Annotated in this window: 24 protein-coding genes; 16 read left to right on the top strand and 8 right to left on the bottom strand. The window is 62.9% G+C overall.

What is annotated here, in order from left to right; all coding sequences use genetic code 11:
* Window positions 1–299: 299 nt before the first annotated feature.
* From urtA to urtE, 6 genes are all read left to right on the top strand, one after another.
* The gene (gene urtA / locus ACO076_RS10245; protein WP_421726613.1) at window positions 300–1,604 is read left to right on the top strand and encodes an urea ABC transporter substrate-binding protein; all 1,305 of its coding nucleotides are present in this window, start codon (window positions 300–302) and stop codon (window positions 1,602–1,604) included.
* 78 nt (window positions 1,605–1,682) lie between these two features.
* Entirely contained in the window at window positions 1,683–3,287 is a 1,605-nt protein-coding gene (gene urtB, locus ACO076_RS10240; RefSeq protein ID WP_421726612.1) for an urea ABC transporter permease subunit UrtB, read from the top strand.
* On the top strand, window positions 3,284–4,474 hold the full coding sequence (gene urtC, locus ACO076_RS10235; protein ID WP_421726611.1) for an urea ABC transporter permease subunit UrtC: 1,191 nt from the start codon (window positions 3,284–3,286) through the stop codon (window positions 4,472–4,474). The genes urtB and urtC overlap by 4 nt, the downstream gene beginning before the upstream one ends.
* A gap of 4 nt (window positions 4,475–4,478) precedes the next feature.
* Window positions 4,479–5,231 carry an urea ABC transporter ATP-binding protein UrtD gene (gene urtD, locus ACO076_RS10230; RefSeq protein WP_421726610.1) on the top strand — a complete coding sequence of 251 codons (753 nt, stop codon included), beginning with the start codon at window positions 4,479–4,481 and terminating at the stop codon, window positions 5,229–5,231.
* 169 nt (window positions 5,232–5,400) lie between these two features.
* Entirely contained in the window at window positions 5,401–5,919 is a 519-nt protein-coding gene (locus ACO076_RS10225) for a hypothetical protein (protein ID WP_421726609.1), read from the top strand.
* 14 nt (window positions 5,920–5,933) lie between these two features.
* Window positions 5,934–6,629, top strand: coding sequence for an urea ABC transporter ATP-binding subunit UrtE (gene urtE, locus ACO076_RS10220; protein ID WP_421726714.1), 696 nt, complete (start codon window positions 5,934–5,936; stop codon window positions 6,627–6,629).
* A gap of 24 nt (window positions 6,630–6,653) precedes the next feature.
* Here the strand turns inward: urtE and ACO076_RS10215 are convergent, their stop codons facing one another.
* From ACO076_RS10215 to ACO076_RS10205, 3 genes are all read right to left on the bottom strand, one after another.
* On the bottom strand, window positions 6,654–7,283 hold the full coding sequence (locus ACO076_RS10215; RefSeq protein WP_421726608.1) for a 2-dehydro-3-deoxy-6-phosphogalactonate aldolase: 630 nt from the start codon (window positions 7,281–7,283) through the stop codon (window positions 6,654–6,656).
* Window positions 7,280–8,227 (bottom strand): 2-dehydro-3-deoxygalactonokinase, encoded by a 948-nt coding sequence (locus tag ACO076_RS10210; protein ID WP_421726607.1) that lies wholly within the window; start codon window positions 8,225–8,227, stop codon window positions 7,280–7,282. Before ACO076_RS10210 ends, ACO076_RS10215 begins: the two co-directional genes overlap by 4 nt.
* A gap of 76 nt (window positions 8,228–8,303) precedes the next feature.
* Window positions 8,304–9,326 carry a substrate-binding domain-containing protein gene (locus ACO076_RS10205; protein WP_421726713.1) on the bottom strand — a complete coding sequence of 341 codons (1,023 nt, stop codon included), beginning with the start codon at window positions 9,324–9,326 and terminating at the stop codon, window positions 8,304–8,306.
* A 389-nt stretch (window positions 9,327–9,715) separates the two neighbouring features.
* Between ACO076_RS10205 and ACO076_RS10200 the strand changes: the two genes are divergently transcribed.
* The 4 genes from ACO076_RS10200 to ACO076_RS10185 all read left to right on the top strand — a co-directional run bounded on the left by ACO076_RS10200 (window position 9,716) and on the right by ACO076_RS10185 (window position 14,513).
* The gene (locus tag ACO076_RS10200) at window positions 9,716–11,080 is read left to right on the top strand and encodes an ABC transporter substrate-binding protein (protein WP_421726606.1); all 1,365 of its coding nucleotides are present in this window, start codon (window positions 9,716–9,718) and stop codon (window positions 11,078–11,080) included.
* 141 nt (window positions 11,081–11,221) lie between these two features.
* Window positions 11,222–12,229, top strand: a complete 1,008-nt coding sequence (locus ACO076_RS10195; RefSeq protein ID WP_421726605.1) for a carbohydrate ABC transporter permease — start codon at window positions 11,222–11,224, stop codon at window positions 12,227–12,229.
* 1 nt (window position 12,230) lies between these two features.
* Window positions 12,231–13,394, top strand: coding sequence for a carbohydrate ABC transporter permease (locus tag ACO076_RS10190; protein ID WP_421726604.1), 1,164 nt, complete (start codon window positions 12,231–12,233; stop codon window positions 13,392–13,394).
* Window positions 13,395–13,409: 15 nt separating this feature from the next.
* A complete protein-coding gene (locus ACO076_RS10185; protein WP_421726603.1) occupies window positions 13,410–14,513 on the top strand; it encodes an ABC transporter ATP-binding protein in 1,104 nt (367 codons plus the stop codon).
* An 89-nt stretch (window positions 14,514–14,602) separates the two neighbouring features.
* On the opposite strand, the gene uvrB is transcribed toward ACO076_RS10185, so the two are convergent.
* Window positions 14,603–17,392 carry an excinuclease ABC subunit UvrB gene (gene uvrB, locus ACO076_RS10180; protein WP_421726602.1) on the bottom strand — a complete coding sequence of 930 codons (2,790 nt, stop codon included), beginning with the start codon at window positions 17,390–17,392 and terminating at the stop codon, window positions 14,603–14,605.
* Between the two features lie 270 nt (window positions 17,393–17,662).
* Here uvrB and ACO076_RS10175 point away from each other — a divergent pair, with 270 nt between their 5' ends.
* Together ACO076_RS10175 and ACO076_RS10170 are read left to right on the top strand one after the other, a co-directional pair.
* Entirely contained in the window at window positions 17,663–18,370 is a 708-nt protein-coding gene (locus tag ACO076_RS10175; RefSeq protein WP_421726601.1) for a hypothetical protein, read from the top strand.
* Window positions 18,371–18,438: 68 nt separating this feature from the next.
* Entirely contained in the window at window positions 18,439–18,654 is a 216-nt protein-coding gene (locus ACO076_RS10170; RefSeq protein ID WP_421726600.1) for a hypothetical protein, read from the top strand.
* 247 nt (window positions 18,655–18,901) lie between these two features.
* On the opposite strand, the gene ACO076_RS10165 is transcribed toward ACO076_RS10170, so the two are convergent.
* Entirely contained in the window at window positions 18,902–19,561 is a 660-nt protein-coding gene (locus tag ACO076_RS10165; RefSeq protein WP_421726599.1) for a calcium-binding protein, read from the bottom strand.
* A 51-nt stretch (window positions 19,562–19,612) separates the two neighbouring features.
* The gene (locus ACO076_RS10160) at window positions 19,613–20,812 is read right to left on the bottom strand and encodes a hypothetical protein (RefSeq protein WP_421726598.1); all 1,200 of its coding nucleotides are present in this window, start codon (window positions 20,810–20,812) and stop codon (window positions 19,613–19,615) included.
* A gap of 294 nt (window positions 20,813–21,106) precedes the next feature.
* Between ACO076_RS10160 and ACO076_RS10155 the strand changes: the two genes are divergently transcribed.
* The gene (locus ACO076_RS10155) at window positions 21,107–21,913 is read left to right on the top strand and encodes a DUF4396 domain-containing protein (protein WP_421726597.1); all 807 of its coding nucleotides are present in this window, start codon (window positions 21,107–21,109) and stop codon (window positions 21,911–21,913) included.
* Window positions 21,914–21,931: 18 nt separating this feature from the next.
* On the opposite strand, the gene ACO076_RS10150 is transcribed toward ACO076_RS10155, so the two are convergent.
* Window positions 21,932–22,690, bottom strand: coding sequence for a hypothetical protein (locus ACO076_RS10150; RefSeq protein ID WP_421726596.1), 759 nt, complete (start codon window positions 22,688–22,690; stop codon window positions 21,932–21,934).
* 187 nt (window positions 22,691–22,877) lie between these two features.
* On the opposite strand from ACO076_RS10150, the gene ACO076_RS10145 reads away from it, so the two are divergent.
* Window positions 22,878–23,174, top strand: coding sequence for a putative quinol monooxygenase (locus tag ACO076_RS10145; RefSeq protein ID WP_421726595.1), 297 nt, complete (start codon window positions 22,878–22,880; stop codon window positions 23,172–23,174).
* A gap of 74 nt (window positions 23,175–23,248) precedes the next feature.
* On the opposite strand, the gene ACO076_RS10140 is transcribed toward ACO076_RS10145, so the two are convergent.
* Window positions 23,249–24,154, bottom strand: coding sequence for a branched-chain amino acid aminotransferase (locus ACO076_RS10140; protein WP_421726594.1), 906 nt, complete (start codon window positions 24,152–24,154; stop codon window positions 23,249–23,251).
* A 240-nt stretch (window positions 24,155–24,394) separates the two neighbouring features.
* On the opposite strand from ACO076_RS10140, the gene ACO076_RS10135 reads away from it, so the two are divergent.
* Window positions 24,395–24,898 carry a MarR family winged helix-turn-helix transcriptional regulator gene (locus tag ACO076_RS10135; RefSeq protein ID WP_421726593.1) on the top strand — a complete coding sequence of 168 codons (504 nt, stop codon included), beginning with the start codon at window positions 24,395–24,397 and terminating at the stop codon, window positions 24,896–24,898.
* On the top strand, window positions 24,895–25,620 hold the full coding sequence (locus ACO076_RS10130) for a response regulator (protein WP_421726592.1): 726 nt from the start codon (window positions 24,895–24,897) through the stop codon (window positions 25,618–25,620). Before ACO076_RS10135 ends, ACO076_RS10130 begins: the two co-directional genes overlap by 4 nt.
* Window positions 25,621–25,632: the final 12 nt, after the last annotated feature.

Genomic DNA, 25,632 nt, shown 5'->3' with positions numbered 1-25,632 from the left:
TGCCCGATGTCGTCCTGCACCACATCCTAGTGCGGCTGATTGGTGCCACAACACCAGTGAGGGTTCATGCCTATCTTCTATGCATATCCAAGATATGATTACAAAATAGGCAGATGCTCCTTGTTTATGCCACAATGGATGGCCCGCATTTCGAGCCCGCCCCAACGAGAGTGTCCTATCCCAGCCGAGAATCTGCAAATGAAGCGCCTCCAATCGTCTTGGTACGCTTCTTGAACACTGTGAATTGCTGCGCGGCGCACAGGGACGCGCCAAATCACAGGAGAACGAGTTCTATGGTCATGGATTGGGGAAGTGTACGAGGGCTGGCGCTCGCCGGCGCACTCGGCGCGGGGACGGTGTTGGCTGGGCCGCTGTCAGCGTCGGCGGACGACGAGACCATCAAGGTCGGCGTGCTGCACTCGCTGTCGGGCACGATGGCGATTTCGGAAACGACGTTGAAAGACGTCATGCTGATGCTGATCGAGGAGCAGAACAAGAAGGGCGGTGTCCTCGGTAAGCAGCTTGAACCGGTCGTCGTCGACCCTGCTTCGGACTGGCCGCTCTTCGCAGAGAAGATGCGCGATCTGGTCTCGGCGGAAGAGGTCGACGTCGTTTTCTGCTGCTGGACGTCGGTATCGCGGAAATCGATCCTGCCGGTCGCCGAGGAACTGAACACCGTCGTGTTTTATCCGGTTCAGTACGAGGGCGAGGAAAGCCAGCGCAACATCTTCTACACCGGCGCCGCGCCGAATCAGCAGGCGATCCCGGCCGTCGACTATCTGATGAATGAAGAGGGCGTCGAGCGCTGGGTGCTCGAAGGCACCGACTACGTCTATCCGCGCACCACCAACAAGATTCTCGAGGCCTACCTCAAGAGCAAAGGTGTCGCCGACGAAGACATCACCATCAATTACACGCCGTTCGGCCATGCCGACTGGCAGACGATCGTCTCGGGCATCAAGGACTTCGGCTCGGCCGGCAAGAAAACCGCCGTGGTTTCGACCATCAACGGCGATGCCAACGTGCCGTTCTACAAGGAGCTCGCCAACCAGGGCATCGATGCCGCCGACATCCCGGTCGTCGCGTTCTCAGTCGGCGAGGAAGAACTCGCAGGCATCGACACCGAGCCGCTGGTCGGCCATCTCGCCGCCTGGAACTATTTCCAGAGCGTCGATACGCCGGAAAACGCCGAGTTCATCGAGACCTGGCAAGCCTTCATCGGCGACGAAGACCGGGTGACGAACGATCCGATGGAAGCCCACTACATCGGCTTCAACATGTGGGTTGAGGCCGTCGAGAAGGCAGGAACCACCGATGCCGACACGGTAATCGACGCGCTGATTGGCGTGTCGGTGCCGAACCTCACCGGTGGTTACGCGACCATGATGGCCAATCACCATCTGACCAAGCCAGTGCTGATTGGCGAGATCCAGGACGACGGCCAGTTCGAGGTCGTTTGGGAAACCCCCGGCCTGGTGGTTGGCGACGAATGGTCCGACTACCTCCCCGACTCCAGGGATCTGATCGCCAATTGGCGGGCGCCGATGTCCTGCGGCAACTTCAACATCGCGACCGGCGAGTGTGGCGGTAAAGGAGGATCGTAAGCGTCTGCGATGCCTTGAGGCCGGCGAACGCGCCGGCCTCTTTTTTCCACCGCCCTTGGGACCAAGGCAGCCGAGCAGATGCTGAAACTCATTCGCTTCGTCGGTGCGTTCTGCTTGTCATTTATGCTCGCGGCGGCCGTACAAGCGGCGGATCTGCGCATCCTCATCGATGGGCTCGCCGAAGGCGGCTACGCGGAAACCGAAGCCCAGATCGGCGCGCTGGCCGCCACCGGCGACCCGGCCGTGGCGCCGGTGTTGGAGGCGCTTGCCGAAGGCGACGTCTACGCACGGAAGTCCGACGGCGCCGTGTTCATCACCGAGAAGGACGGCCGAAGCTACGTCCTGATCGACCCTCTGTCGGGCGAAACCGTCGAGACCCTGTCCTCGGGTGCGATCGACAAGGTCCGGGTCAACAATCGGCTGCGGCGATCCATCCGTACCGCGCTTGGCGGGTTGACGTTGATGAGCCCCGACGCAACCGTTCGGCGCGCCGCCGTCGAGGCCGTATTCCAAAGTCGCGATCCAAGCGCCATCGAATTGATTGAAACCGCGATGGCGGCCGAAGAGGACGAGGCGCTCGCCCAGTTGATGCGCGAAGCGCGCGCCGCCGCTATCCTCAATTCCGACTTCGCCGAAGCCGACAAGATCGCGGCGATTGAGGTCATCGAAGCCCGCAGCGGCCGCGATGCCTTGTCCCTGCTGATACCGCTGACCGAGATCGAAGGCGCCATCAGTGAGCGCGCCGCCGCGGCCGTCGCCAGCATCGAGGAAGAACTCGCCTTCTGGGACGCGATCCAAAATGTCTGGTTCGGCCTGTCGCTCGGGTCGGTGCTGCTGCTCGCGGCGATCGGCCTCGCCATCACCTTCGGCGTCATGGGCGTGATCAACATGGCCCATGGCGAGATGGTGATGATTGGCGCCTATACTACCTTCGTCGTTCAGGAGATCATCCGCACCAACGCACCGGGCCTGTTCGACTCTTCACTGTTTCTCGCGATTCCGCTGGCCTTCCTGGTCGCCGGTGCGGTCGGCATCGCCATCGAGCGCGGCGTGATCCGCTACCTCTATGGTCGGCCGCTGGAGACCCTACTTGCAACGTGGGGCATCTCACTGATCTTGCAGCAGGCGGTGCGTACCATCTTCGGTCCCACCAATCGCGAAGTCGGCACACCGTCATGGATGTCCGGTTCGTTCGAGCTCGGCCTGATCCAGATCACCTACAACCGGCTGGCAATCATCATTTTCGCGATCATCGTCTTCGCCGCCTTGCTCGTGGTGCTGAAGCGCACGTCGCTCGGCCTGCAGATGCGCGCGGTCACCCAGAACCGGGCGATGGCAAGCGCCATGGGCATCCGCACACCATGGGTCGACGCACTGACCTTCGGCCTCGGGTCCGGTATCGCCGGCATGGCCGGCGTCGCGCTGTCGCAGATTGACAATGTCAGCCCCAATCTCGGCCAGAGCTACATCATCGACTCGTTCATGGTGGTGGTCTTCGGCGGGGTCGGGAACCTGTGGGGCACGCTGGTCGGCGCCTTTTCGCTGGGCATCGCCAACAAGTTCCTCGAGCCCTACGCCGGTGCCGTGCTCGGCAAGATCCTGGTGCTCGTCTTCATCATCCTGTTTATCCAGAAGCGCCCACGCGGTCTGTTTGCGCTGCGGGGCCGGGCAGTCGAAGCATGATCGGATCGTTCTTCCGCAACGGCTTCGATCGCAACACCGTCATCGTCGTGGGTTTGCTGGTTGCCGCAGCCGTGGCCGTCCCGGTACTCAACCTCTCCACGTCAACCGACAGTCCTTTCCACGTTCCTGACTATGCCGTGCCGTTGGTCGGCAAGTATCTGACCTACGCCCTGCTGGCGATGTCGGTCGGGTTGATCTGGGGTTTCTGCGGGATTCTCTCCCTCGGGCACGCTGCCTTCTTCGCCCTCGGCGGCTACGCCATGGGCATGTACCTGATGCGTCAGATCGGCTCGCGCGGCGTGTATGGCGACCCGGTGCTCCCCGACTTCATGGTCTTTCTCAACTGGCCCGAACTCCCGGTCGCCTGGTACGGCTTCCAGCACTTTCCGTATGCCCTGCTGATGGTGGTGCTGGTGCCGGGGTTGCTTGCCTTCGTGTTCGGCTGGTTCGCCTTCCGCAGCCGCGTCACCGGCGTCTATCTGTCGATCATCACCCAAGCGATGACCTTCGCCCTGATGCTCGGTTTCTTCCGCAACAATCTCGGATTCGGCGGCAACAACGGTCTGACCGATTTCAAGGACATCCTCGGCTTCGACATCCAGGCACCGGAAACACGCGCCGCCCTGTTCGCCGCGTCCGCCTTGGTCCTGGCTCTCGCCTATATCCTGTTCAAGGCGATTCTGGCTTCCCGGTGCGGCAAGGTGCTGGTGGCAATCCGTGATGCGGAGAGTCGGACCCGGTTCCTGGGTTATCGGGTCGAGCACTACAAACTCCTGGTCTGGACCCTGTCCGCGTGCACGGCCGGAATCGCCGGTGCCCTCTATGTGCCCCAGGTCGGCATCATCAATCCGAGTGAATTTGAACCGGCTAACTCGATCGAGGTCGTGGTGTGGGCGGCCGTCGGTGGTCGCGGCCTGCTGGTCGGGCCGATCGTCGGTGCGATCGTCGTCAACTTCGCCAAGACCTGGTTCACCACTGGCGCCCTCGCACCCTATTGGCTGTTCGCTCTCGGTGGTCTGTTCATCGCCGTCACCCTGTTCCTGCCTAAGGGGATTGTCGGCACCATCGCCGATGGCTGGTCGGCGCTCGCCCAGCGACGATCATCGGCCAGGGCGGAGTCGGGCGTTGCCCCCTCGCGACCCGACGGTCCGCCCGGCGGCCGGCTCAACCCGGAAGCGGCAGAGTAAACCGATGGCGCCCAAAGAAACCGACGCGCTGCTCTACATCGACGGCGTATCCGTCTCGTTTGATGGCTTCAAAGCACTGAACGAGTTGTCGCTGTTCATCGACAAAGGCGAGATGCGGGCGATCATTGGCCCGAACGGCGCCGGCAAGACAACTATGATGGACGTCGTGACCGGCAAGACCCGGCCAGACTTCGGCACAATCCTATTCGACGGCGACATCGACCTGACAAAGCTCGATGAGGCCGCGATCGCCGAACTCGGCATCGGGCGCAAGTTCCAGAAGCCGACCGTGTTCGAACAGCAGACCGTCTGGGACAATCTCGAGCTCGCACTGGCCGGGCGCCGCGATCCCCTCAGTGCATTATTTCAGCCCGATGGCCCTAAGGAGCACGCCCGGATCGAGGAGTTGCTCGGCATCATCCGCCTCGAATCTCAAGCCCGCGAGAAAGCGGCCAATCTCAGCCACGGCCAGAAACAGTGGCTGGAGATCGGTATGCTGCTCGCCCAGGAGCCGAAGCTCCTGCTGGTTGACGAGCCCGCCGCGGGCATGACCGACGCGGAGACCGAGGCGACCGCCGATCTCCTCAAGGACATCGCCCAGGAGAAATCGGTGGTGGTGGTCGAACACGACATGGCCTTCGTCCGCGCGCTTGACGTCAAGGTCACGGTCCTTAACGAAGGATCGGTGCTGTCTGAAGGCTCGATTGACCACGTCTCGGGTGATCCGAAGGTGATCGAGGTGTACCTTGGACGGTGAGATCTTCAATACCGCCGCGACGACAACGCACCCGGCCCTCGGCGGCTGCGGTCCCAATGTGCGGCGACCATTGACTCGATGCCTGATCCGCGCGACGTCTCAATCTGCGGTAGAGCGAGCTTGTTTCGCCGCTCCCGCGGCATTAGGGACACGGGGGGTCGACAAGCCGATGCCTTTTCTCATCATGATTGCCGGTGCGCTTGCGGCGGCGGCGTTCTGGTATTTCCGCATGCGCGGGCCGGCAGACACCGCCTCGGATGTGATCAACGCCGCTGGACACGCCAAAGGCGCTATCGCTCGCCGACGATTCCGGCGCAAGGTCGAGGGTGCGACTCTTGCCGGTGTCGACGACCCAGGGCTTGCCGCAGCGATCTATCTGGTCAGCCTGGCCGACGCCGGATCCGGGATCACCGACGACGCTGAAATCTGGATCGCGGGCTGGTTGCGCGACACGGTGGCGTATGACGATCCCGTCGAGGCTGTCACTTTCGGCAAATGGGCAGCCCGCGAGGTCGTTGACGTCAATGAGGTGGGCCGTCGCCTGATGCCAATCTGGCGCGACCAACTCGATGGCGGACAACGCCAGGAACTGATTGCCGCCGCAACGAAGGTGGCAACGCTTGATGGCGAACCAGAGCCCGCCCAGTTGGCGGCGCTCCGTCGACTGAAGGACGGCCTGACAAACTGATGCCGAGTTCAGCCATGCTCGCTGCGACTGATGTCGACCTTTTCTACGGCGCCGCGCAGGCGCTGCGGCGCGTTTCGCTCGATGCTGAAATCGGCAAGGTGACCGCCCTGATGGGTCGCAACGGCGTCGGCAAGACCAGCCTACTGCGGGCAATCGTTGGCGAGCAGCCGATCGCCAACGGCGAAATCCGCCTCGACGGCAAGCCGCTCGGCCGCTTGGCACCCCACGAGCGGGCGCGGCTTGGGATCGGCTACGTCCCCCAGGGGCGGGACATCTTTCCGCTGCTGAGCGTGAAGGAGAACCTCGAGACCGGCTTCGCGCCGCTGCCGCGCGGTAAGCGGTCGATCCCCGACGACATCTTCGAACTTTTCCCGGTGCTGAAGTCGATGTTGCGACGCCGCGGTGGTGATCTATCCGGCGGCCAGCAGCAGCAGTTGGCGATCGCCCGGGCGCTGGTCACCCACCCGCGCCTCCTCGTCCTCGACGAACCGACCGAGGGCATCCAGCCGTCAATCATCAAAGACATCGGCCGCGCGATTCGATGGCTGCGCGACCAGGGGACCATGGCGATCCTCTTGGTCGAGCAGTATTTCGACTTCGTCCACGAACTGGCCGACACCTTCGCCGTGATGGATCGCGGTCAGATCGTGCTCTCCGGCAATCGCGATGCCATGGACCCGGAGACGGTGCGCGGCCATCTGACGGTTTAACCGCACCCTCGGGGCACGTCGCTCCTACGAGCCCACAACCGCATCATAGGCTGCGACGATCTCCACCGCCCGTCGCCCAACCTCGGCGGTGATCATCCCCGGCTTGAATAGGTTGGTGCCAATGCCGAACCCGACAACGCCGGCCGCAAGATAGTCACCCATGTTCGACGCGCCGACGCCGCCGACGGCGAGCAGCGGGACGCGCGGCGGCAGAATTGTGGCGATCGCCTTGATGCCGCCAGGCCCCAGCAAGTCGGCGGGAAAGAACTTGAGCGCGTCAGCACCGGCATCGATCGCCACATGCGCTTCCGTTGCGGTGAAAACGCCCGGAAACGAGGCGAGGCCGGCAGCCTTGGTCGCGGCTATCACCGCGGGGTTGGCGTTGGGCGAAACGATGATCCGCCCACCGGCGGCAGCGACCGCGGTAACGTCGTCCACCGTCAGCACGGTCCCGGCGCCGACCACCGCCCGGTCGCCGGCCGGCTCCGCCATCGCCGCGATGGAAACCAACGGATCGGGCGAGTTGAGCGGCACCTCGATCAGCCCGATGCCCGCCTCGATCAACACGTCGAGCACCGGCTCGGCCTCGTCGGGCTTCAGCCCGCGCAGGATCGCCACCAGCGGCCGGTGGCCGGCGAACACCGTGTCGGTCATGGCTTGTCCTTTCCGCCGAGAAATCCGAGGCTTCGGGCGATCTGCAGCAGTCCGTCGATCACCATCCGACGCCCATCGATCGCCTCCGTTTCGTGCCCGGCGATGGCCATCGCCCGGTGATAGGCTTTGGTCAGTGTCCGCGAACCGACGATCGCGATCCGCCCCCCACCCGGGATCAGCCCGGAATCCCGGGCCGCCACGATCTCGCCGCCGATCACCAGCCCGGAGAGGTATGCCCGGTTGTCGACCGGCGCCGTATCGTCAAGCAAATGGCGGGCGCGCACCGAGAACACCGCGGAGAGGAACGGCACCCGGCGCTCAACCGTTCGGCGCACCCCGAGAGCGAAGTCCGGCAGGATCGCCAGGTTCTCGTGCTCGGCATCGACAGAGTGCCGCAGGAACGATTGGTGGGCGAGGAGATCGAACAGCTCGCCGGTGAAGAACGTCTGAAAGCTCTGGATCGCGCCATTGCCAAGCGCGGCCCATTTGGCGTGGGTCCCCGGCAGGATTGCCAAGCCGTCGAAGCCGCCAGGCCGCGACAGCAGCCCGACCATCTGGGTTTCCTCGCCGCGGATCACGTCGCCATCGCGATCCTCCGAGCGCACCATAACACCCGGCACAATCGCCACCGGCCGACCCGCCGTGGTCTCGAAGCGAATGGTGGCAGCCGCGAGTTCATCCGGGGTCGCGGGGCAGCCGATGTAGGGCGCCTCGCGCCAACCCTGGCGACTGCCGATCATGCCGGCCATCACCGCCGGTACCACTGGCCAGTCCTCGACCAATCGCTCGAAGGCGGCTTCGTGTTCGCCGGGTTCGAGTGTGCCGATACCGTCGCTGCTGTCGGCCTCGGCAAGGCGGACGCCGTCGCCATCAAGCAGCTCGGCCCGGAGCCGGCTCGTCCCCCAATCGACGGCGATCAGCTGTGCCGTCCCGTCCGCCGCCATGTATGCCCCTCGTCGTAATCCATGTTGCTTGAAACGCGCCGCTTGTGTGGCACCAAAGCGCTGGCGTCAAGCGGGCTCAGCGGCGGGGGGCGGGGCCGGTGGATTCGCGGATCACCAGATCGACCGGCCACAGCTCCTGGATCGTCTCCGGGCGACGGCCGGCGAGGAGATCGATCGCGAGTTCGGCGACGCGGGTCCCGGCTGCGCGGATCGGCGATCGGGTGGTGGACATCGCCGGCACCATGCGATCGGCATTGAGGAACGGGAAGCCGTCGTCGTGGGCGATGATTGACACGTCCTGGCCCAGTTCGAGGTTCGCCGTGCGCAGCGCCCGGAACGCGCCCAGCGCCAGCATCATACTGCCGACGACAATAGCGGTGGGTTGCGGGTCCTCGGAGAGGAAACGCTCGGTCGCGAGATACCCGAACTCGTCGGTCATCGCCCCGTTGGCGACCAGACGGCGATCGACGGCAACGCCGACAGCTTTCAGCGCATCGCGGTAGCCGCGCTCGCGATGAACCGCGTAGCTGAAGTCAGCATCACCATTGATAAGTCCGATGCGGCGATGACCGAGATCAGTGAGATGCTTGGTGGCGTGCCGGAAGGCTCCCTCGTTGTCGATATCGAGCCAGGCATGGGGCACGTCAACCTCGGTGCGGCCATGAATGATGAACGGAAATCCTACTTGCGCCAGGAAGGCGATCCGCTCGTCCTCGATAGTCGGGCTCGACAGGATCATCACGTCGACGCGCGTGCCCGACGCCATGCGGCGATAGCTCGCCATCTCGTCGTCAGCGGAAGCGGGTGAGAGAACGATGTCCATTTCGTCCTCGACAAGCCGCTCGCCAATCCCGGCGAGGAACTCAACGAAATGGGGATCGACCAGCAGATTCTGGTCGGTGGGCATTACGGCTCCAACCGCACCGGCTCGCCCGGTCGCCAGCCGACGGGCGCTCGCGTTCGGTCGGTAGTTGAAATGCCGCGCGGCATCGAGAACCCTTTGACGGGTCTTCTCGCTGACCTCTGGATACCCGTTGAGCGCGCGGCTGACCGTTGTCTGCGACAGACCCAGCCGCTCGGCGAGGTCCTTCAGCTTGATCAATCCGCTCTCCTCCCACGCCATTCAAAGCGCTTTCAAGTTCAGACGCAAGAGGCAACCCACACGGCAATCTACAGACGTATCAGTCACTGCAGCAGGGGCGCGTGAATCCAACACGACCGGCGATGTATTTCGCCTGGATCAGCCGATTCACAGGTATTCATACGACTTTTGGGCCATGGGATAAGCCATCCAGCCCAAGCGGCCGTACTTGACCGACTTGTCTTTCTCGGCCATGATATTTCTCAAAGCGCTTTGGAAATCTATCTGCCTTTTTGACGGCAGGGCGCTTTCGAGGGAGGATGGCAACGACGGCGAGCGGCCGTGTCGCACGTGCAGACGACAGCCGTTCCTCCGCCACTCATGAAGCCTTCAGGGAGGTTTGCAGCATGAAGCTTCGTAACGGTCTTCTGACTTTTACCGCCGGCATTGCCCTCGCCACTGGTGCGGCGTCGGCACAGGGATTTTTGATTTTTCCGGTCGGCGAGGATTCGCGTTTCAACTGGCAAAGCTACGAGGATTTTGCCGCGGCCCATGACCTGTCCGGTCAGACGCTGACGATCTTCGGACCGTGGCTCGGACCGGACAAGGATCTGGTCGAAAGCATGTTGGCTTACTTCGAGACGGCAACCGGCGCCGACATCCAGTACGCGGGTTCCGACTCTTTTGAGACGCAGATCGTCATCGACACACAGGCGGGGAGCCCACCCAACATCGCGGTCTTCCCGCAGCCCGGTTTGGCCGCCGATCTTGCCTCGAAGGACGACCTGGTCGAGCTCAGCGATGAGACCGAGGCCTGGCTCGAGGCGAACTATGCCGCTGGCGAGTCGTGGGTCGACCTGTCGAGCTACGCCGACGAGAATGGCGATGTCGAGCTCTTTGCCTTCCCGTACAAAGCCGACCTGAAGAGCATGGTCTGGTACGTGCCGGAAAACTTCGAGGACGCCGGTTACGAAATCCCCGAGACAATGGAAGAGCTGAAGGCGCTGACCCAGCAGATTGTCGACGACGGTGGCGTACCGTGGTGCATCGGTATCGGCTCGGGCGGCGCGACCGGTTGGCCAGCGACCGACTGGGTTGAGGATCTGATGCTCCGGACCCAGCCGCCGGAAGTCTATGACCAATGGGTCACCAACGAGATTCCTTTCAACGATCCACGCGTTGTGGAAGCGATCGAGGAATTCGGTTGGTTCGCCAAAAACGAAGACTTCGTTGATGGCGGGGTGGAATCGGTGGCGTCCATCGACTTCCGCGATAGCCCACGGGGTCTGTTCTCGTCGCCACCGCGCTGCTACATGCATCGGCAGGCTTCCTTTATTTCGTCGTTCTTCCCGGAAGGGACGGAACTGGGCGCCGACGCCGACTTCTTCTACTTCCCGGCTTATGAGTCGAAAGATCTCGGGCAGCCGGTCCTCGGCGCTGGCACACTGTTCGCGATCACCGAAGATTCGGAGGCCGCCCGCGTCTTCATCGATTGGCTGAAGACGCCGATCGCTCACGAGGTGTGGATGGCACAGTCGGGCCTGCTCACCGCCCACAAGGGCGCCAACCCAGAAGCCTATGCCAACGATCCGCTCCGGAGGCAGGGAAAGATCCTTCTCGACGCGACCACGTTCCGCTTCGACGGTTCGGACTTGATGCCCGGTTCGGTCGGCGCTGGTTCGTTCTGGACCGGTATGGTGAACTTCATCGGCGGCGAAAGCGCCGAAGACGTCGCCAAGGCGAACCAGGACCAATGGGACGCGATCAAGTAGGCAATTGAATCCCTAGACAATTCGAACCCGGGCTCCAGAGCCCGGGTTCTTAACCGGCGAAACAAGCCGGTGGTCGTCAACCGATAGCGGTCGTATGATCAACTAAAGACGTTCCCGACAGAGGGGCGTCAGGGGGAAACGATGCAGCAGCTCTTCACTGCTCTTGTGGCCATCGTCGTGGGCGTCGGCGCCTGTGTTTTGTACTACTTCGCCGCCAACTGGATCCTGGACCTCGTTCTGCCGTTCCGCGACTCCAGCCCGCGCGCCGTCCGGAACCAGAAGATCGCGTCGGTGATCCGACCGTGGCTGTTCCTTTTTCCCGCCCTGTTCGTGCTTGGCCTCTATCTCGTCTATCCGGTTATCGAGTCTGTCCGGCTATCTTTTTACAACGCAAACGGCTCGGAGTTCGTCGGCGTCTCCAACTATGTCTGGGCTGTAAACGACGACGAATTCCAACAGTCCATCTTTAACAACCTGCTGTGGCTGATCGTCGTTCCGGCCGCCACCACCAGCCTCGGCCTGGTCATCGCGTTTCTCACCGATCGCATTTGGTGGGGCAACATCGCCAAGAGCCTGGTCTTCATGCCGATGGCGATTTCGTTCATCGGCGCTAGCGTCATCTGGAAGTTCATTTACGATTTCCGTGGGGAAGGCGTCACCCAGATCGGCATCCTCAACGCGATCGTCGAAGGCTTCGGCGGCTCACCGCAGGCCTGGGTCGCCATTCCGTTCTGGAACAACTTCTTCTTGATGGTGATCCTTATATGGATTCAGACCGGCTTCGCCATGGTCATCCTGTCGGCCGCCTTGCGCGGTATTCCCGACGAGACCATCGAGGCGGCCATTATCGACGGCGCTAAGGGCTGGCAACTGTTCTTCTACATCATGATCCCTCAGATCTGGGGGACAATCGCGGTGGTGTGGACGACCATTACCATCCTCGTGCTCAAGGTCTTCGACATCGTCCTGGCGATGACCAACGGCCAGTGGGACACGGAAGTTCTCGCCAACCTGATGTTCGACTGGATGTTCCGTGGCGGCGGTGACTTCGGCCGCGGCGCTACCATCGCGGTGGTGATCATGGTGGCGGTCATACCGATCATGATCTGGAACATCCGGCGCGCAAACGCCGAATTGAGGGCCCGCTGATATGGCTTACCGACGCCGACGCGCAGGAGCGAGTGGACGTTCAGGAAACGGCATCGTTCACGCCGCCGTTCTGTTTCTCGTCATCTTGTGGGTGTTGCCGACCTTCGGCCTGCTGGTCAGTTCCGTACGGGACAAGGACCTGCTGGCGATCTCCGGCTGGTGGACGGCGCTGACGACCACCGACCGAAATGAGGTGGGCCGAACCGACCCGCCGGCGGATCAAGTCGAGGAAGGTGCGAGCTATGTGCTTGCCGGTAACCTGTTCGATGAAGCCAGCGGCGCCACTGTTGTCCGCTTCGGTGTCTCGATTCAGGATCCGGAAGCGTTCGATACCGGTGAGACCGCGGAGACCCGAAACGGCGGTTCGCTGACGATCAATTCGGACGGAAGCTACCGGCTCACCTCGCCCGAACCGTTCGAGGGATCGCGCGGCCAACGCATCTTCTATACGGCCGCCTTCCCGCCCGACTTTACCCTCGCCAACTACCAGGAAGTGCTCAGCTCCGAGGGTATCGGCCAGTCGTTCATCAATTCGCTCACCGTCGCCGTCCCGGCAACCGTCATCCCGATCCTCATCGCCGCCTATGCCGCTTATGCCTTGGCATGGATGAAGTTCCCCGGCCGCGCGTTGTTGTTGTCGCTTGTCGTCGGGCTGCTGGTCGTTCCCTTGCAGATGTCGCTGATCCCCCTGCTCGAGCTCTACAACGGTATCGGCGAATTCTTAGGCGTCCCAGCCAAGACCTATGTTGGGATATGGCTCGCCCATACCGGCTTCGGCATGCCGTTGGCGATCTATCTGTTACGCAATTACATCGCCGGGCTGCCGGGCGAGATCATGGAGTCGGCCCGTATCGACGGCGCCAGCGATTTCGACATCTTCATCCGCATCATCCTGCCACTGTCGATGCCGGCTTTGGCGGCGTTCTCAATCTTCCAGTTCCTGTGGGTGTGGAACGACCTGCTGGTGGCGATGGTCTTCCTCGGCAACAGCGACGATCAGTTGGTCCTTACCGGCCGGCTGCGCGAACTGCTTGGCTCTCGCGGCGGCAACTGGGAGATCCTCACCGCCTCTGCCTTCGTCTCCATCATTGTGCCGCTGATCGTGTTCTTCTCACTCCAACGCTTCCTCGTCCGCGGCTTGCTCGCGGGCTCCGTCAAAGGCTGATCAAGGTTACGCACCATGGCTGCAGTAGAACTCACCGATCTCAAGAAATCCTTTGGCAACGTCCACGTGATCAAGGGGGTTGATCTCGATATCCAGCAGGGCGAATTCGTTGTCTTCGTCGGCCCTTCGGGGTGCGGGAAGTCGACGCTATTGCGTCTGATCGCCGGGCTCGAAGACATCTCTAGCGGCACGCTGAAGATCGCCGGCGACGTCGTCAACGAAGTGCCGCCGTCGAAGCGCGGCATCGCCATGGTGTTCCAGTCCTATGCGCTCTACCCGCACATGAGCGTCTACAACAACATGGCCTTCGGCATGAAGCTCGCCCGTGCCAGCAAGGAAGAGATCGACCAGCGGGTCAAGGCAGCGGCCGATATGCTGCAGTTGACGCAGTTGCTCGATCGGCTGCCTCGGCAACTCTCCGGCGGCCAGCGCCAGCGCGTCGCCATCGGCCGCGCCATCGTCCGCGACCCGCAGGTGTTCCTGTTCGACGAGCCCCTGTCTAACCTCGACGCCGCGCTGCGCGTGGCCACCCGCATTGAGATTGCCAAGCTCAGCGAACGTATGGCCGACACGACCATGATCTACGTGACTCACGATCAAGTCGAGGCGATGACGCTGGCCGATCGGATCGTGGTGCTGAACGGCGGCATCATCGAACAGGTCGGCTCGCCGATGGAGCTCTATCTCCACCCCGACAATCTTTTTGTCGCCCAGTTCATCGGCTCGCCTGCGATGAACGTGGTGCCATGCACGATCGAGACCGGGGGCGACGCCGCGACAGTCCGTCCCGAGGGCGGCGATATCGTCCACACCCACGTCGGCGTTCCGGAGAGCTCTGCAGGCACCAAAGGCATGCTCGGCGTTCGGCCCGAGAATCTGCGTCTCGCCGATGGCGGGGAGACGATCTTCTCCGGCCCTGTCGACATCGTCGAGAAGCTCGGCGAGGTGACCCTGCTCTACGTCAACACCGGCAAGCCCGACGAACCGGTGCTGGCGAAACTGGAGGGCATCGCCAACATTAAGCGCGGCGACACCGTCCGCCTCACCGCCTCACCGGGCGACCTGCACGTCTTCGACGACAAGGGCGTCGCGTTCAGACGCCGGCCGACCACGCATTAGTCACAGGTTGGCGACGCTCCGATCCGGGGCGATATCCACTTGAGCGCGCCTCAACGCCAGCGTTCTTAATAGACGCCGTGTAATCCCGATCATCGCCCCGGCCGGCCCGTCTTGGCGGGTCGGCGACGGCTTTTCTTCTGGTCGGCGGGGTCTTCGTCGGAGCCGATGCCCGGACGGTAGCGGCGGATCACCGGCTCTTGCCCAAGCGGGGTTTCCACGTCGGTGCCGGGACCCATCTTGCCCAGTTCCGGTTTGTGCGGCCGCTCCGCCTGCGGGATTTCCTCGCCGCGGCCACCCATCTCGTCCAGGGTCGGCTTACGCGGCCCCTTTCCGAGCGGCACCTCGGTGCGCTTGACCGTCATCTCGTCCAAGGAATTCTTGCGCGGCCGCTGGGTGGCCTTGCCCCTGCGTCTCGATGCTGCGCGCGCCCCCTCACCCGACCCGGCTCTCGGCGCCGGGCCACCCTCTCCCACGACGGGAGAAGGGGTGGCGGCTGGCCCATCGGGCGCGTCTGACGCGGCGCCACCGATGCCACCATCCGTCTCTCCGCCGATGGCGAGATCCATTTCCTCCAACCGCTTGATCTCGTCGCGCAGCCGCGCCGCTTCCTCGAATTCGAGGTCGGCAGCCGCGTCGCGCATCCGTTTCTCCAGGTCGGCGACGGTGGCCTTGAGGTTGTGGCCGAGGAAGGCGCCCTCGTCCTCGGCGAGCCCGGTCTTCACCGTCACGTGGTCCTGTTCGTAGACCGACGACAGGATATCGCCGATCTGCTTCTTGATGCTCTCCGGCGTAATCCCGTGCTCGGCGTTGTAGGCCTCTTGCTTCTCCCGGCGGCGGGCGGTCTCGGCCATCGCCCGCTCCATCGAGCCGGTGACCTGATCGGCATAGAGGACCACCTTGCCGTCGACGTTGCGGGCGGCGCGGCCGATGGTCTGGACCAGCGAAGTTTCGGAGCGCAGGAACCCTTCTTTGTCGGCGTCGAGGATCGCCACCAGCGCGCATTCGGGAATGTCCAGCCCCTCGCGCAGCAAGTTGATGCCGACCAGCACGTCGAACGCGCCGAGGCGCAGGTCGCGGATGATCTCGATCCGTTCCAGGGTATCGACGTCGGAGTGCATGTAGCGGACCCGCACCCCCTGCTCGTGCAGGTACTCGGTCAGATCCTCGGCCATGCGCTTGGTGAGCACGGTGACCAGCGCCCGATAGCCGCGCTGGGCGACGTCCTTGACCTCGCCGAGCAGGTCGTCGACCTGGGACTTGGCGGGGCGCACCTCGACTGGCGGGTCGATCAGGCCGGTGGGGCGGATCACCTGTTCGGTGAACACGCCGCCGGTGCGGTCCATCTCCCAGCCGCCGGGGGTCGCCGAGATGTAGAGCGACTCCGGCCGCATCAGGTCCCACTCCTCGAAACGGAGCGGCCGGTTGTCCATGCATGACGGCAGGCGGAACCCGTATTCGGCCAGCGTCGCCTTGCGGCGGAAGTCGCCGCGATACATGGCGCCGAGCTGGGGAACGGTGACATGGCTCTCGTCGACGAACACCAGCGCGTTGTCGGGCAGGTACTCGAACAGGGTCGGCGGCGGCTCGCCCGGCTTGCGGCCGGTGAGGTAGCGCGAATAGTTCTCGATGCCGGCGCAGGAGCCGGTCGCCTCGATCATCTCCAGGTCGAAGCGGGTGCGCTGCTCCAGCCGCTGGGCCTCCAGCAGCCGCCCGGCGTCGGTCAACTCGTCGAGCCGGCCGCGCAGTTCCTCGCGGATACCCTTGACCGCCTGGGCCAGTGTCGGCCGCGGCGTGACATAGTGGGAGTTGGCGTAGACCTTGACGGTCTTGAGCTCGCCGGACTTCTGTCCGGTGAGCGGATCGAACTCGGTGATCGACTCGATCTCGTCGCCGAACAGCGAAATCCGCCAGGCGCGGTCCTCAAGGTGGGCCGGGAACAGGTCGACGGAATCGCCACGGACGCGGAACGTGCCGCGGCGGAAATCGGCATCGGAGCGCTTGTACTGGAGCGCCACCAGGTCGGCGATCAGTTGACGCTGGTCGATGCGCTCGCCGAGGGTCAGCGCGAAGGTCATCGCCGTGTAGGTCTCGACCGAGCCGATGCCGTAGATGCACGACACCGAGGCGATGATCACCACGTCGTCGCGTTCGAGTAGCGCCCGTGTCGCCGAGTGGCGCATGCGGTCGATCTGCTCGTTGATCGACGATTCCTTCTCGATGTAGGTGTCGGTGCGCGGGACGTAGGCCTCCGGCTGATAGTAATCGTAGTAGGAGACGAAATACTCAACCGCGTTCTCCGGGAAAAACGACTTGAACTCACCGTAGAGCTGGGCGGCGAGCGTCTTGTTGGGGGCAAGCACGATCGCCGGACGCTGGGTCTCCTCGATCACCTTGGCCATGGTGTAGGTCTTGCCCGAGCCAGTAACCCCGAGCAGCACCTGATCACGCTCGTGAGCGCCGACCCCCTCGACCAGTTCTGCGATCGCCTGGGGCTGATCGCCCTTCGGCTCGAAGTCGGAGACAATGCGGAGCGGCACGCCGCCCTCGGACTTCTCCGGCCGCTCCGGGCGGTGCGGCACCCAGGTCTTGTCACGAAACTCCGGCCGGCCGGTCTGGATCAGGTCCGACAGCGCCTGGACAGTAGCCGTGACACTGGACTCCGGCAGCTTCGCCACGTCCTCCAGGGCAACGTCGAGACCGGGCACCGGGTTGAGGCCGGCGGCCGCGCGTTCCTTGGCCGTGCCCTTGCCACCCATCGACGTGCCACGGGCGGTGCGTAGCGGCTTGGCCGGCTTGGTCTTGGTATCCTCAGCCGCCTCGGGCGCGGTAAACGGCGCCTGCGGTGCTTCAGCAAATCCGGATTTTTTGGTGCGGGGCATGGTCCGAATATGGGCGATGCCACCGGCAAAGGCGAGAGGGGTGGCGGGCCCATTTTCGCGGCGTGTTGACAGGGGCTGTCAGGAGGGGGTGGTCAACGCGGACACCACTGGTCTCCTCACTTGACGGAGAAGGCATTTATTCCTATAGTTGCAGGAATCCAAAGGAAACAACCGTTGAGGAACGAACATCAGGCGGCCCCCTAACATCAGCACATCCGCGTGACCGTTACCTAGATTGTCCGCTCGTCGACCATGTTCGGAGCCAGAGCCATGCGACCCACCTGTACGCTCATTTCTATGACCGTGCCGAACTTACTGAGTGCGCTCGTCGTCGTTGCGGCAACAACCGCCACCGCCGAGGATCGGCCGGCGATCAGGCTCTATGAAAGCGGAGAATCACTGACTTTGCGGGCAGCCGACCTTACCGAGGCGGCGGTCAAGCATACGCCGAACGGCCAACCGATCCTTACCATCGACTTCGGCGGCCCTGACGACGAAAACATCCACACATTTACCTCGGGTATCGTCGGAGGGCGTATCGTCGGGGTTTTTGACGGCGTGGCCTGGATGACCGATATCAGGATTCCGGAGCCAGTCCCGGGAGGACCCAGCCAGATTTCCGGCGTCGACAAAGCCGCCGCGGAAGCCTTCGTCGCCAAGCTCGATAGCCTGCGGGCCGATCCCGCGGCGCGGGACACACCTATGATCTTCATGTTCGAACAAAGGGCTACGATCGATATCATGCGCGATGACATTGTCGATGTCGCGATCGACAACGGTACCGTCACCGTGTGTCTCGACCCGTCGACGCTCCTGGCGCTCGAAGAACTCGACGAACCGGACCGCGGAGTGTGGCGACTGACGCTCGCCGACCGGATCATTGACGACTGGGACTATCAGGCGAACGAGCAGGAGTGCCCACTGCACCTGCACGGCGTCGACGCGGCAACCCTCTCCGAAGCCGGACTAGGCGGCTAAGCGACCGTCATCAAGGCGACACACATCGGGGGCTTGAGTCGGCGGGCAACCGATCACGCGAGACCGACATGACCGACGACAAGGACAAATCCGAATCGACCCCAAGCGCCGACGAGGACGCCGTCCAGAAGGAGGAGCGCGCCGACGTCGAGGAACGTAAAGAGGCGATCGACGAATTCGTTTCGATCGATATGCCGCCGGCGGCCGCCGGCGAGATCATCGACGTCGACAAGCGGCTGAACGAAGAATCAGAGACCGAGAAGAATCTCGAAGACGGTAACTAGCGGCGATAGCGCTGAACCCGTCTCGCCAGCGCCTCAAATCTGCGAAACAGGAGAGGCAAAGGACCCCTCCTGTTTACAGTCGTACGCCACCCTTAAGCCCGAACCGTCAGGCGTAGAGATCGCCGAGGTCGACGCCCTTTAGGACGAGGACGGCGTCGTCATCGAAATGTGAACCTGACCCCCGATTTCAACTCCTCGGCAGCTGCCTTGGCTTTTGACAGCTTGCTCACCTCCTCGCCGTCGAGCGTCACGCCGTCGAAGACGATGCGATCGACGCCGACTTCAAAGTCGAGGATAATGTCCTTGTCCGACTCCGCCGTGAACAAGAACTGTCCTCGCCGTCACCGCCCCTGAGTTTGTCCTTGTCGGCACCGCCGGAAACGAGGTCATTGCCGCGCCCACCGTTCACCTGGTCCTTGTCGGTACCGCCGAACAGATTGTCGTCGCCGCGACCGCCCTTCACGACATCCTTGCCGGCTCCGCCAAAGCCATCGTCGTCGCCGCGCCCACCGCGCAGCAAATCGCGGCCGTCGTCGCCGATCAACGTGTCATCGCCGTCCCTGCCGATGAGCAGATCGTTACCGTGATAACCAAACAGGCCGTCCCAGCCGTCCGTTCCCTTGAGCTTTTCGGACGCGTCGGTTCCAAAGAAGTTGGTAACCCAAGGATTGGCGGCGACACCGATCGTCGTGGCAACGCCGATGCTTGCACCCGGCTCGCCCTGCTCATCGAAAACCATGATTTCGATCTGCCGCAAGGCAAGGCTCGGATCGTCGCTCCGGGTCTCGAACGTCATCGACCGAAGGATCGCCTGATAGTCGGCTAGTGACGCTTCGCCGGATAGTGTCAGTTTACCGGTCTGGGGGTCGTAGTCGGCATCGACCGGCGATTCCTTGGAGAGGGCCACCTCGATGATATCGGCGATGTTGAGCCCGCCGACAATCTTGACCGTTGCGCCTCACAGCACCGTCGAGTCGTCATCGGCAATGGTCAGATCCTTGGCGAACGCGGTGGCCGGCCCACCCTCGAGGTGAGCCAGGCCGTGTGGGAAAGTCTTGCCGTCCTCGTAATAGGCAACCGAGCGCGGGCGGTCAGCGACGTCGCTGACCAACACCCTGGACATCGCGATGATGGTTTCGCCTGCATCCTTGTAGTCGCCATCACCGTTGAGATCGGTGAGACGAACAACATTGTCCCGCTCCGGGTCGGAGGCGTTGCTGGTAATGATCACGTCGCCGTGTTTGCCGGCAGCAATCGAGAAGCCGGCAAGCATGCCGAAGCCGTCGGGCATGAAGGTCTCATTCCAGACCTCCACGGCTTCCTCCTGCGCATCGATCGAGCCAGACCCGTCGAGATCGGTCAATCGGTATATGCTTCTCGGGTCACCGCTCAGGCTGTAGGTGAGGATACTGCCGTCCTGGGCGTCGATGGCGAAGTCGACGGGCGCGCCGAAGCTCTGGTCCTGGTCGATGAAGACCGTCGCCTCGCCCGCATCGATCACGCCGTTCTTGTCGACATCCTCAACGCGATAAATCACGTCCGTGTCGCCACCCACCGTATCGGACACATAAGCGACGTCACCGACGAATGTGCTTTCGAATGCCGACGATGAGACGTTGAGCGTCTGCAGGTCGAGCCAAACCGTGGCTTCGCCAATATCGTTGGCGTCACCGTCATTGTTCAGATCCTCGGTGCGGTAAATCGCATCGAATGGTCGCGGGTTTGAACCACCGGGGACACCGGCGTTGACGATGTAGATAGCTCCGTCGGGACCCTGGGCGACACCCTGAGGCGTCGGCAGCGTGAAGCCTTCGGCGTTCTCGGCGTCGGAGAACCAGACATTGGCCTCGTCGGCATCGTTGGCATCGCCATCGCCGTTGAGATCGCGCAGACGGTAAACTGTGTCGGTATCGCCATCAGCGGCATAAACATAGCCATCGGAGGCTTGGTAGATATCAAAGACGTTACCGGTCGGACCGACCAGGCCACTGGCGTTGGACCCATCGAAGAACACTTCATATTCGCCCGGATCGACGGCATCCCCATCGCCGTTGAGGTCGCGGAGCAGGTAGATCGTGTCGTTACCCTGATCCCCAAAGAGAACTTGCCCCAGCGACTGATAGGCGGGCGTAAGCGTGAGTGTCGGCGCGGCGGCCATTTCTATACCCCTTTGATATTACTGAGCAATCAGGCCGATCGAGCCAATACGACCAACGCCTTTGCGGCGGCAGCCATATTCCGACTAATACAGTAGAGTCAATGTAATTATTTTCGATTTATAAAAATTCAGAGTTAAAACAATCAGATGATGTCACAACTTAAGTATTATTGTTCTAATTTCAAGTTGCTTATCATTCTATAGGCTTGTGTCATCTGCTCGCTGGTTTCGGCTCACAGCGGGCGATGTTGACCCGGTTCAGCTATTGTCCCCGCCACCAGACGGAGGAGTGCGATGCTCGTCGATGGCGTGATGCTGTTGTGGTTCGGGCTGGTGGTGCTGTCGGTTGCGTTCGTGGCGATCGACATCCGCACGACGCCCGAGAACCCGGTGATGAAGTGGGGGTTCGTCCTTATCACCCTCTATTCCGGACCGTTTGGGGCGTTCTTCTATGTGCTCGGCTGCCGCGAGCCATTGCCCGGGCTGCACGAGCGATACGTGGCGGCGCGCTGGCGCCAGGTGCTCGGCTCGACCATGCACTGCGTCGCCGGCGACGGAGTCGGCATTCTCGCCGGCGCCGTCATCGGATCGGTCGTGCCGTTGTCGGTGCCGATCGAGGTGGCGCTCGAATATGTGCTCGGCTTCGGCTTCGGCTGGGTGATCTTTCAGTCGCTGTTCATGCGCGAGATGTTCGGTTCGTTCGCCGCTTCGTTGAAAGGCACGTTCCGCTCCGAGTTGCTGTCGATGAACTGCATGATGGGCGGGATGATCCCAATGTCGGCCCTCGCCTGGGCCGGCTCGGCCGCGGCACACGACCCGACCGAACCGCTATTCTGGTTCCGCATGTCGATCGCGCTGATGACGGGGTTCGTCGTCGCCTATCCGATGAACTGGTGGTTGGTCGCCAACCATCTGAAGCACGGCATGATGACCGTGCGCCATCCAAACGACCCTTATGCCCACAAGGAGCAAACCGCGATGACGATGCCGAAGCGTCCGCCGGTGACCACACCGTCGATCGCGGTCATGACCGTGGTGTCGATCCTGGTGCTCGCCACCGGCGTTGCGATCGCGTGGGTCTTCGGCGGCCTGACCCAATAGAGGAAGGCCGAACGCTCGTCAGGGCTTGCTGATGCGGTGAAAGTGGATGAGCGGTTGCTCGTCCGAGCCGATGTCGAGCGCGATGATGCCGTCAGCGACCCGTATGTAGGTCCCGTCGGCGCGCGTGGTCATCTCGTCGGAGGCACTGCAGCGGGCCATCGCCGCCTCCCCGACCAGTTGGTCGTCTACCGCCTGGGCTGTATCGATGAGGATTGCGTCGGGATCGGCAGTTTCGCAGAACGCGAATTTGGTCGACTTGGTCGCGATGCTGTAGGTGCCGTCATCATTGGCGAGAATCGCCTTGCGGTCGATTGAGCCGTCGTGGGGGTCGATGCCGATGTAGAAGCCCGCCCATGAGTCGGCGCCCGCCTCATCCGGCCCCAGGCGCTGAACCGAGATCGTCCGACCGGAGGCCGGGAACGACAACGTCCCGGTCTCCGTATCGAGTGTATACGTCACATCGTTCAGGTCCAGGTGATCCCCACCTGGTCCGGTGCACCAGAGGGCGCGCTGCGAGGCCACGAGACTCGCGTCGACAACGGTCGCGGTGCCATTGATGACCGCGCCGGGATGCGCACCGTCGCACGAGCCGAAGCGCGACGCCTTGACGTGAACGGCGTAGCTCGCGTCCCCCGTCGGCACGACCGATATCCGGTCAATCGAACCATCCCGTTGGTCGATGCCAACGTAGAAGCCCGCCCAATTGTCGGCCTGGGCGGTCGCTGATCCGATACCAAGGGTGAGCGCCATCGCCGTCACCATCCGCGCCATCGTCATGCCGTATCTCCTCGTCCGGACGAACCATCGTCGGCTGCCGCCAACAAGTCAGGATCACCATAACGAAGTTGCGTGACGGATCGTAGTCACAGGTCGGATTGCGCTTCGGCGGCGTACGTATTGCCGCAAGGCCACACGCCGGCTACACAACGCGCCGACATCGCCCAAGCAAGGAAGGACTGCCGTCATGATTCTCGTTACCGGACACGTGCGCGTCGCGCCGGAGCATGTCGACGCGTTGCGCGACGCCATGCGGGCGACCCTCGAGGCGACGCGCAACGAAGATGGCTGCATCCTCTATGCCTATGGCGAGGACGTCCTCGACCCGGGGCTTATCCGGATCGTTGAGCGCTGGCGCGACTGGCCGGCGCTGGAAGCCCACGGCAACGCTCCGCATATGGGCCCGTGGCGCGATGCGCTGGCCGGCAAAGTGCTGGAGCGCGAGGTGATCGCCCACGAAGCCGGCGAAGAACGGGCGCTTTAGTTCAGCGCGGCAACCGCCGGAGCGGTTGCTTTGCGGTGCGGGAGGCTCTTCTTTTGCCCGCGCCAGCGAGTCGGTCAGCCGCTCGCCGCGACAGCCGCCGGCGCGGACTTGGGCTGCACGACCGCGTCGTAGTCTTCCATCAGCGTCCGGGTGATCTCGCCGACCGTAAAGCGATGCGAGCCGATCTCGGAGACGGGCGTCACCTCGGCTGCAGTCCCAGTGAGGAAACACTGCTCAAACTCCGGCAGTTCCTCCGGCATGATCGCCCGCTCGACAACCTCGTAGCCACGATCGGCGGCGAGATCCATCACCGTGCGGCGGGTGATGCCGTCAAGGAAGCAGTCGGGTGTCGGTGTGTGCAGGACCCCGTCCTTGACGAAGAAGACGTTGGCGCCGGTCGCCTCAGCGACTCGGCCGCGCCAGTCGAGCATGAGGGCGTCGGCATAGCCCTTCTCTTCGGCCGCGTGCTTCGAGAGGGTGCAGATCATGTAGAGGCCGGTCGCCTTCGCCAAAGACGGCGCGGTCGCCGGATCGGGGCGCCGATACTTGGCGAGGTCCAGCCGAATCCCCTTAAGCCGCTGGGCCGCGCCGAAATAGGACGGCCACTGCCAGACCGAGATCGACAGATGAATCGTGTTCTTCTGCGCGGAGACGCCCATCATCTCGCTACCGCGCCAGGCGATCGGGCGAACATAGGCATTGGCGTGACCCTGTCGCGCCAGCAATTCGTTGGTCACCTGGTCGATTTCGTCCGCCGACCACGGAATCTCGAAACCAAGCATCTGCGCTGACCGGTGCAGGCGGTCGGTGTGCTCGCGCAACTTGAAAACCTCGCCGCCATAGGCGCGCTCGCCCTCGAACACGGCACTGCCATAGTGAAGCCCATGGGTGAGCACATGGACCTTCGCCTCCGTCCAGGGAACGAATTCGCCGTCCATCCAAATGACGCCGGGGCGATCATGAAAAGCCGGGCCGGCCATCGTTCTCTCTCCTTGAAATCGTAGCACCACAGACAAGCCATATAAGCGAGTCTACAAGCTGCAACGCGGCTTGGCAGTATTTTGCGTCGCAACCCGATCGTCGATATTGTGCCGCGGTCATTCCTTCGCGGTCAGACTTCGCAAAGCCGTTATCTCGCCGCGCTGCGATACGGAGTATCAAGTGACGAAAAATATGTCAACATGGCTGACATAAATTTCAAATCCGGTTCAGAGCCAGCAATGGCAACGGCGACGCGGACGACCAGTCTGGTCGACACGCCGCTGACGATAGACGACCGGCCGGAGATCACGTTTATCGAGCTCCTGTTCTTCGCTTACCGGGACTTCATTTCCGACCCGGACGCGGTGCTCGCTGCTTACGGCTTCGGACGCGCGCATCATCGGGTGATCCATTTCGTCAACCGCCACCCGGGCATTCGGGTCGCCGACTTGCTCGACATCCTCAAGATCACCAAGCAGAGCCTTGGGCGCGTGCTGAAGCAGCTCATCGATGGCGGTTTTGTCGAGCAGATGCAGGGGCCAACAGACCGTCGGCAGCGCCTGTTGTATCCGACCGAAGCGGGCCGGGCCCTTTGTCTGCGCCTGATGGCGCCCCAGGAGCGACGCATCGCCGCGGCACTCAAGGCGCTCTCGCCGCATGAGCGCAAAGTGGCAGAGCAGTTCCTGCGCCAAGTCATCGACAGCGACGAGCGCGAGATGGTCGACCGACTGATCGAGTCATGAGCGACCTCGATGCAGCGATGCCCGATGAGACGGGGCCCGCGGACGTTGCGCCACACCTGCTGGTCATCGACGACGACAGCCGGATCCGCGATCTCCTCACCCGGTATCTGGGCGACCGCGGTTTTCGGGTGACGGCCGCGAGCGACGCCGCCGATGCCCGCCGGCGCCTGGAAGGCCTCGCCTTCGACCTGCTCATCGTCGACGTGATGATGCCGGGCGAGACCGGCCTGGAACTGACCAAGAGTTTACGCGAAACCAGTGACGTGCCGATCTTGATGCTGACCGCGCGCTCGGAAGCGGACGCCCGCATCGAAGGTCTCGAACACGGAGCCGACGACTATCTCGCCAAGCCGTTCGAGCCGCGCGAATTGCTGCTCAGGATCAACAATATCCTCAAACGCGGTCAGCCGCCGGCGACACCGCTCATCGAAGTGGTGCGCTTCGGCCCGTTCGCCTTTAACCGCGAGAAGCTGGAGCTGCGGCGCGGCACCGAAATCGTCCACCTGACCGATCGCGAGCGTCAGATGATGGCAATCTTCACCACCGCTCCGGGCGAGACCGTGCCGCGGGCGGACCTTACCGCCAGTGGCGGGCCCTCCGGCGAACGCACGGTGGACGTGCAGATCAACCGGCTGCGCCGCAAGATCGAAACCGATCCGACCAATCCGCTCTATCTTCAAACCGTTCGCGGTATCGGGTATCGGCTGACCATCGCGCACTAGTCCGGCGAAGGA

The sequence above is a fragment of the Bauldia sp. genome (assembly GCF_965232525.1).
In the GTDB taxonomy this organism is placed as follows: Bacteria; Pseudomonadota; Alphaproteobacteria; order Rhizobiales; family Kaistiaceae; genus Bauldia.
This window is presented reverse-complemented; position numbering and strand designations above follow the sequence as displayed.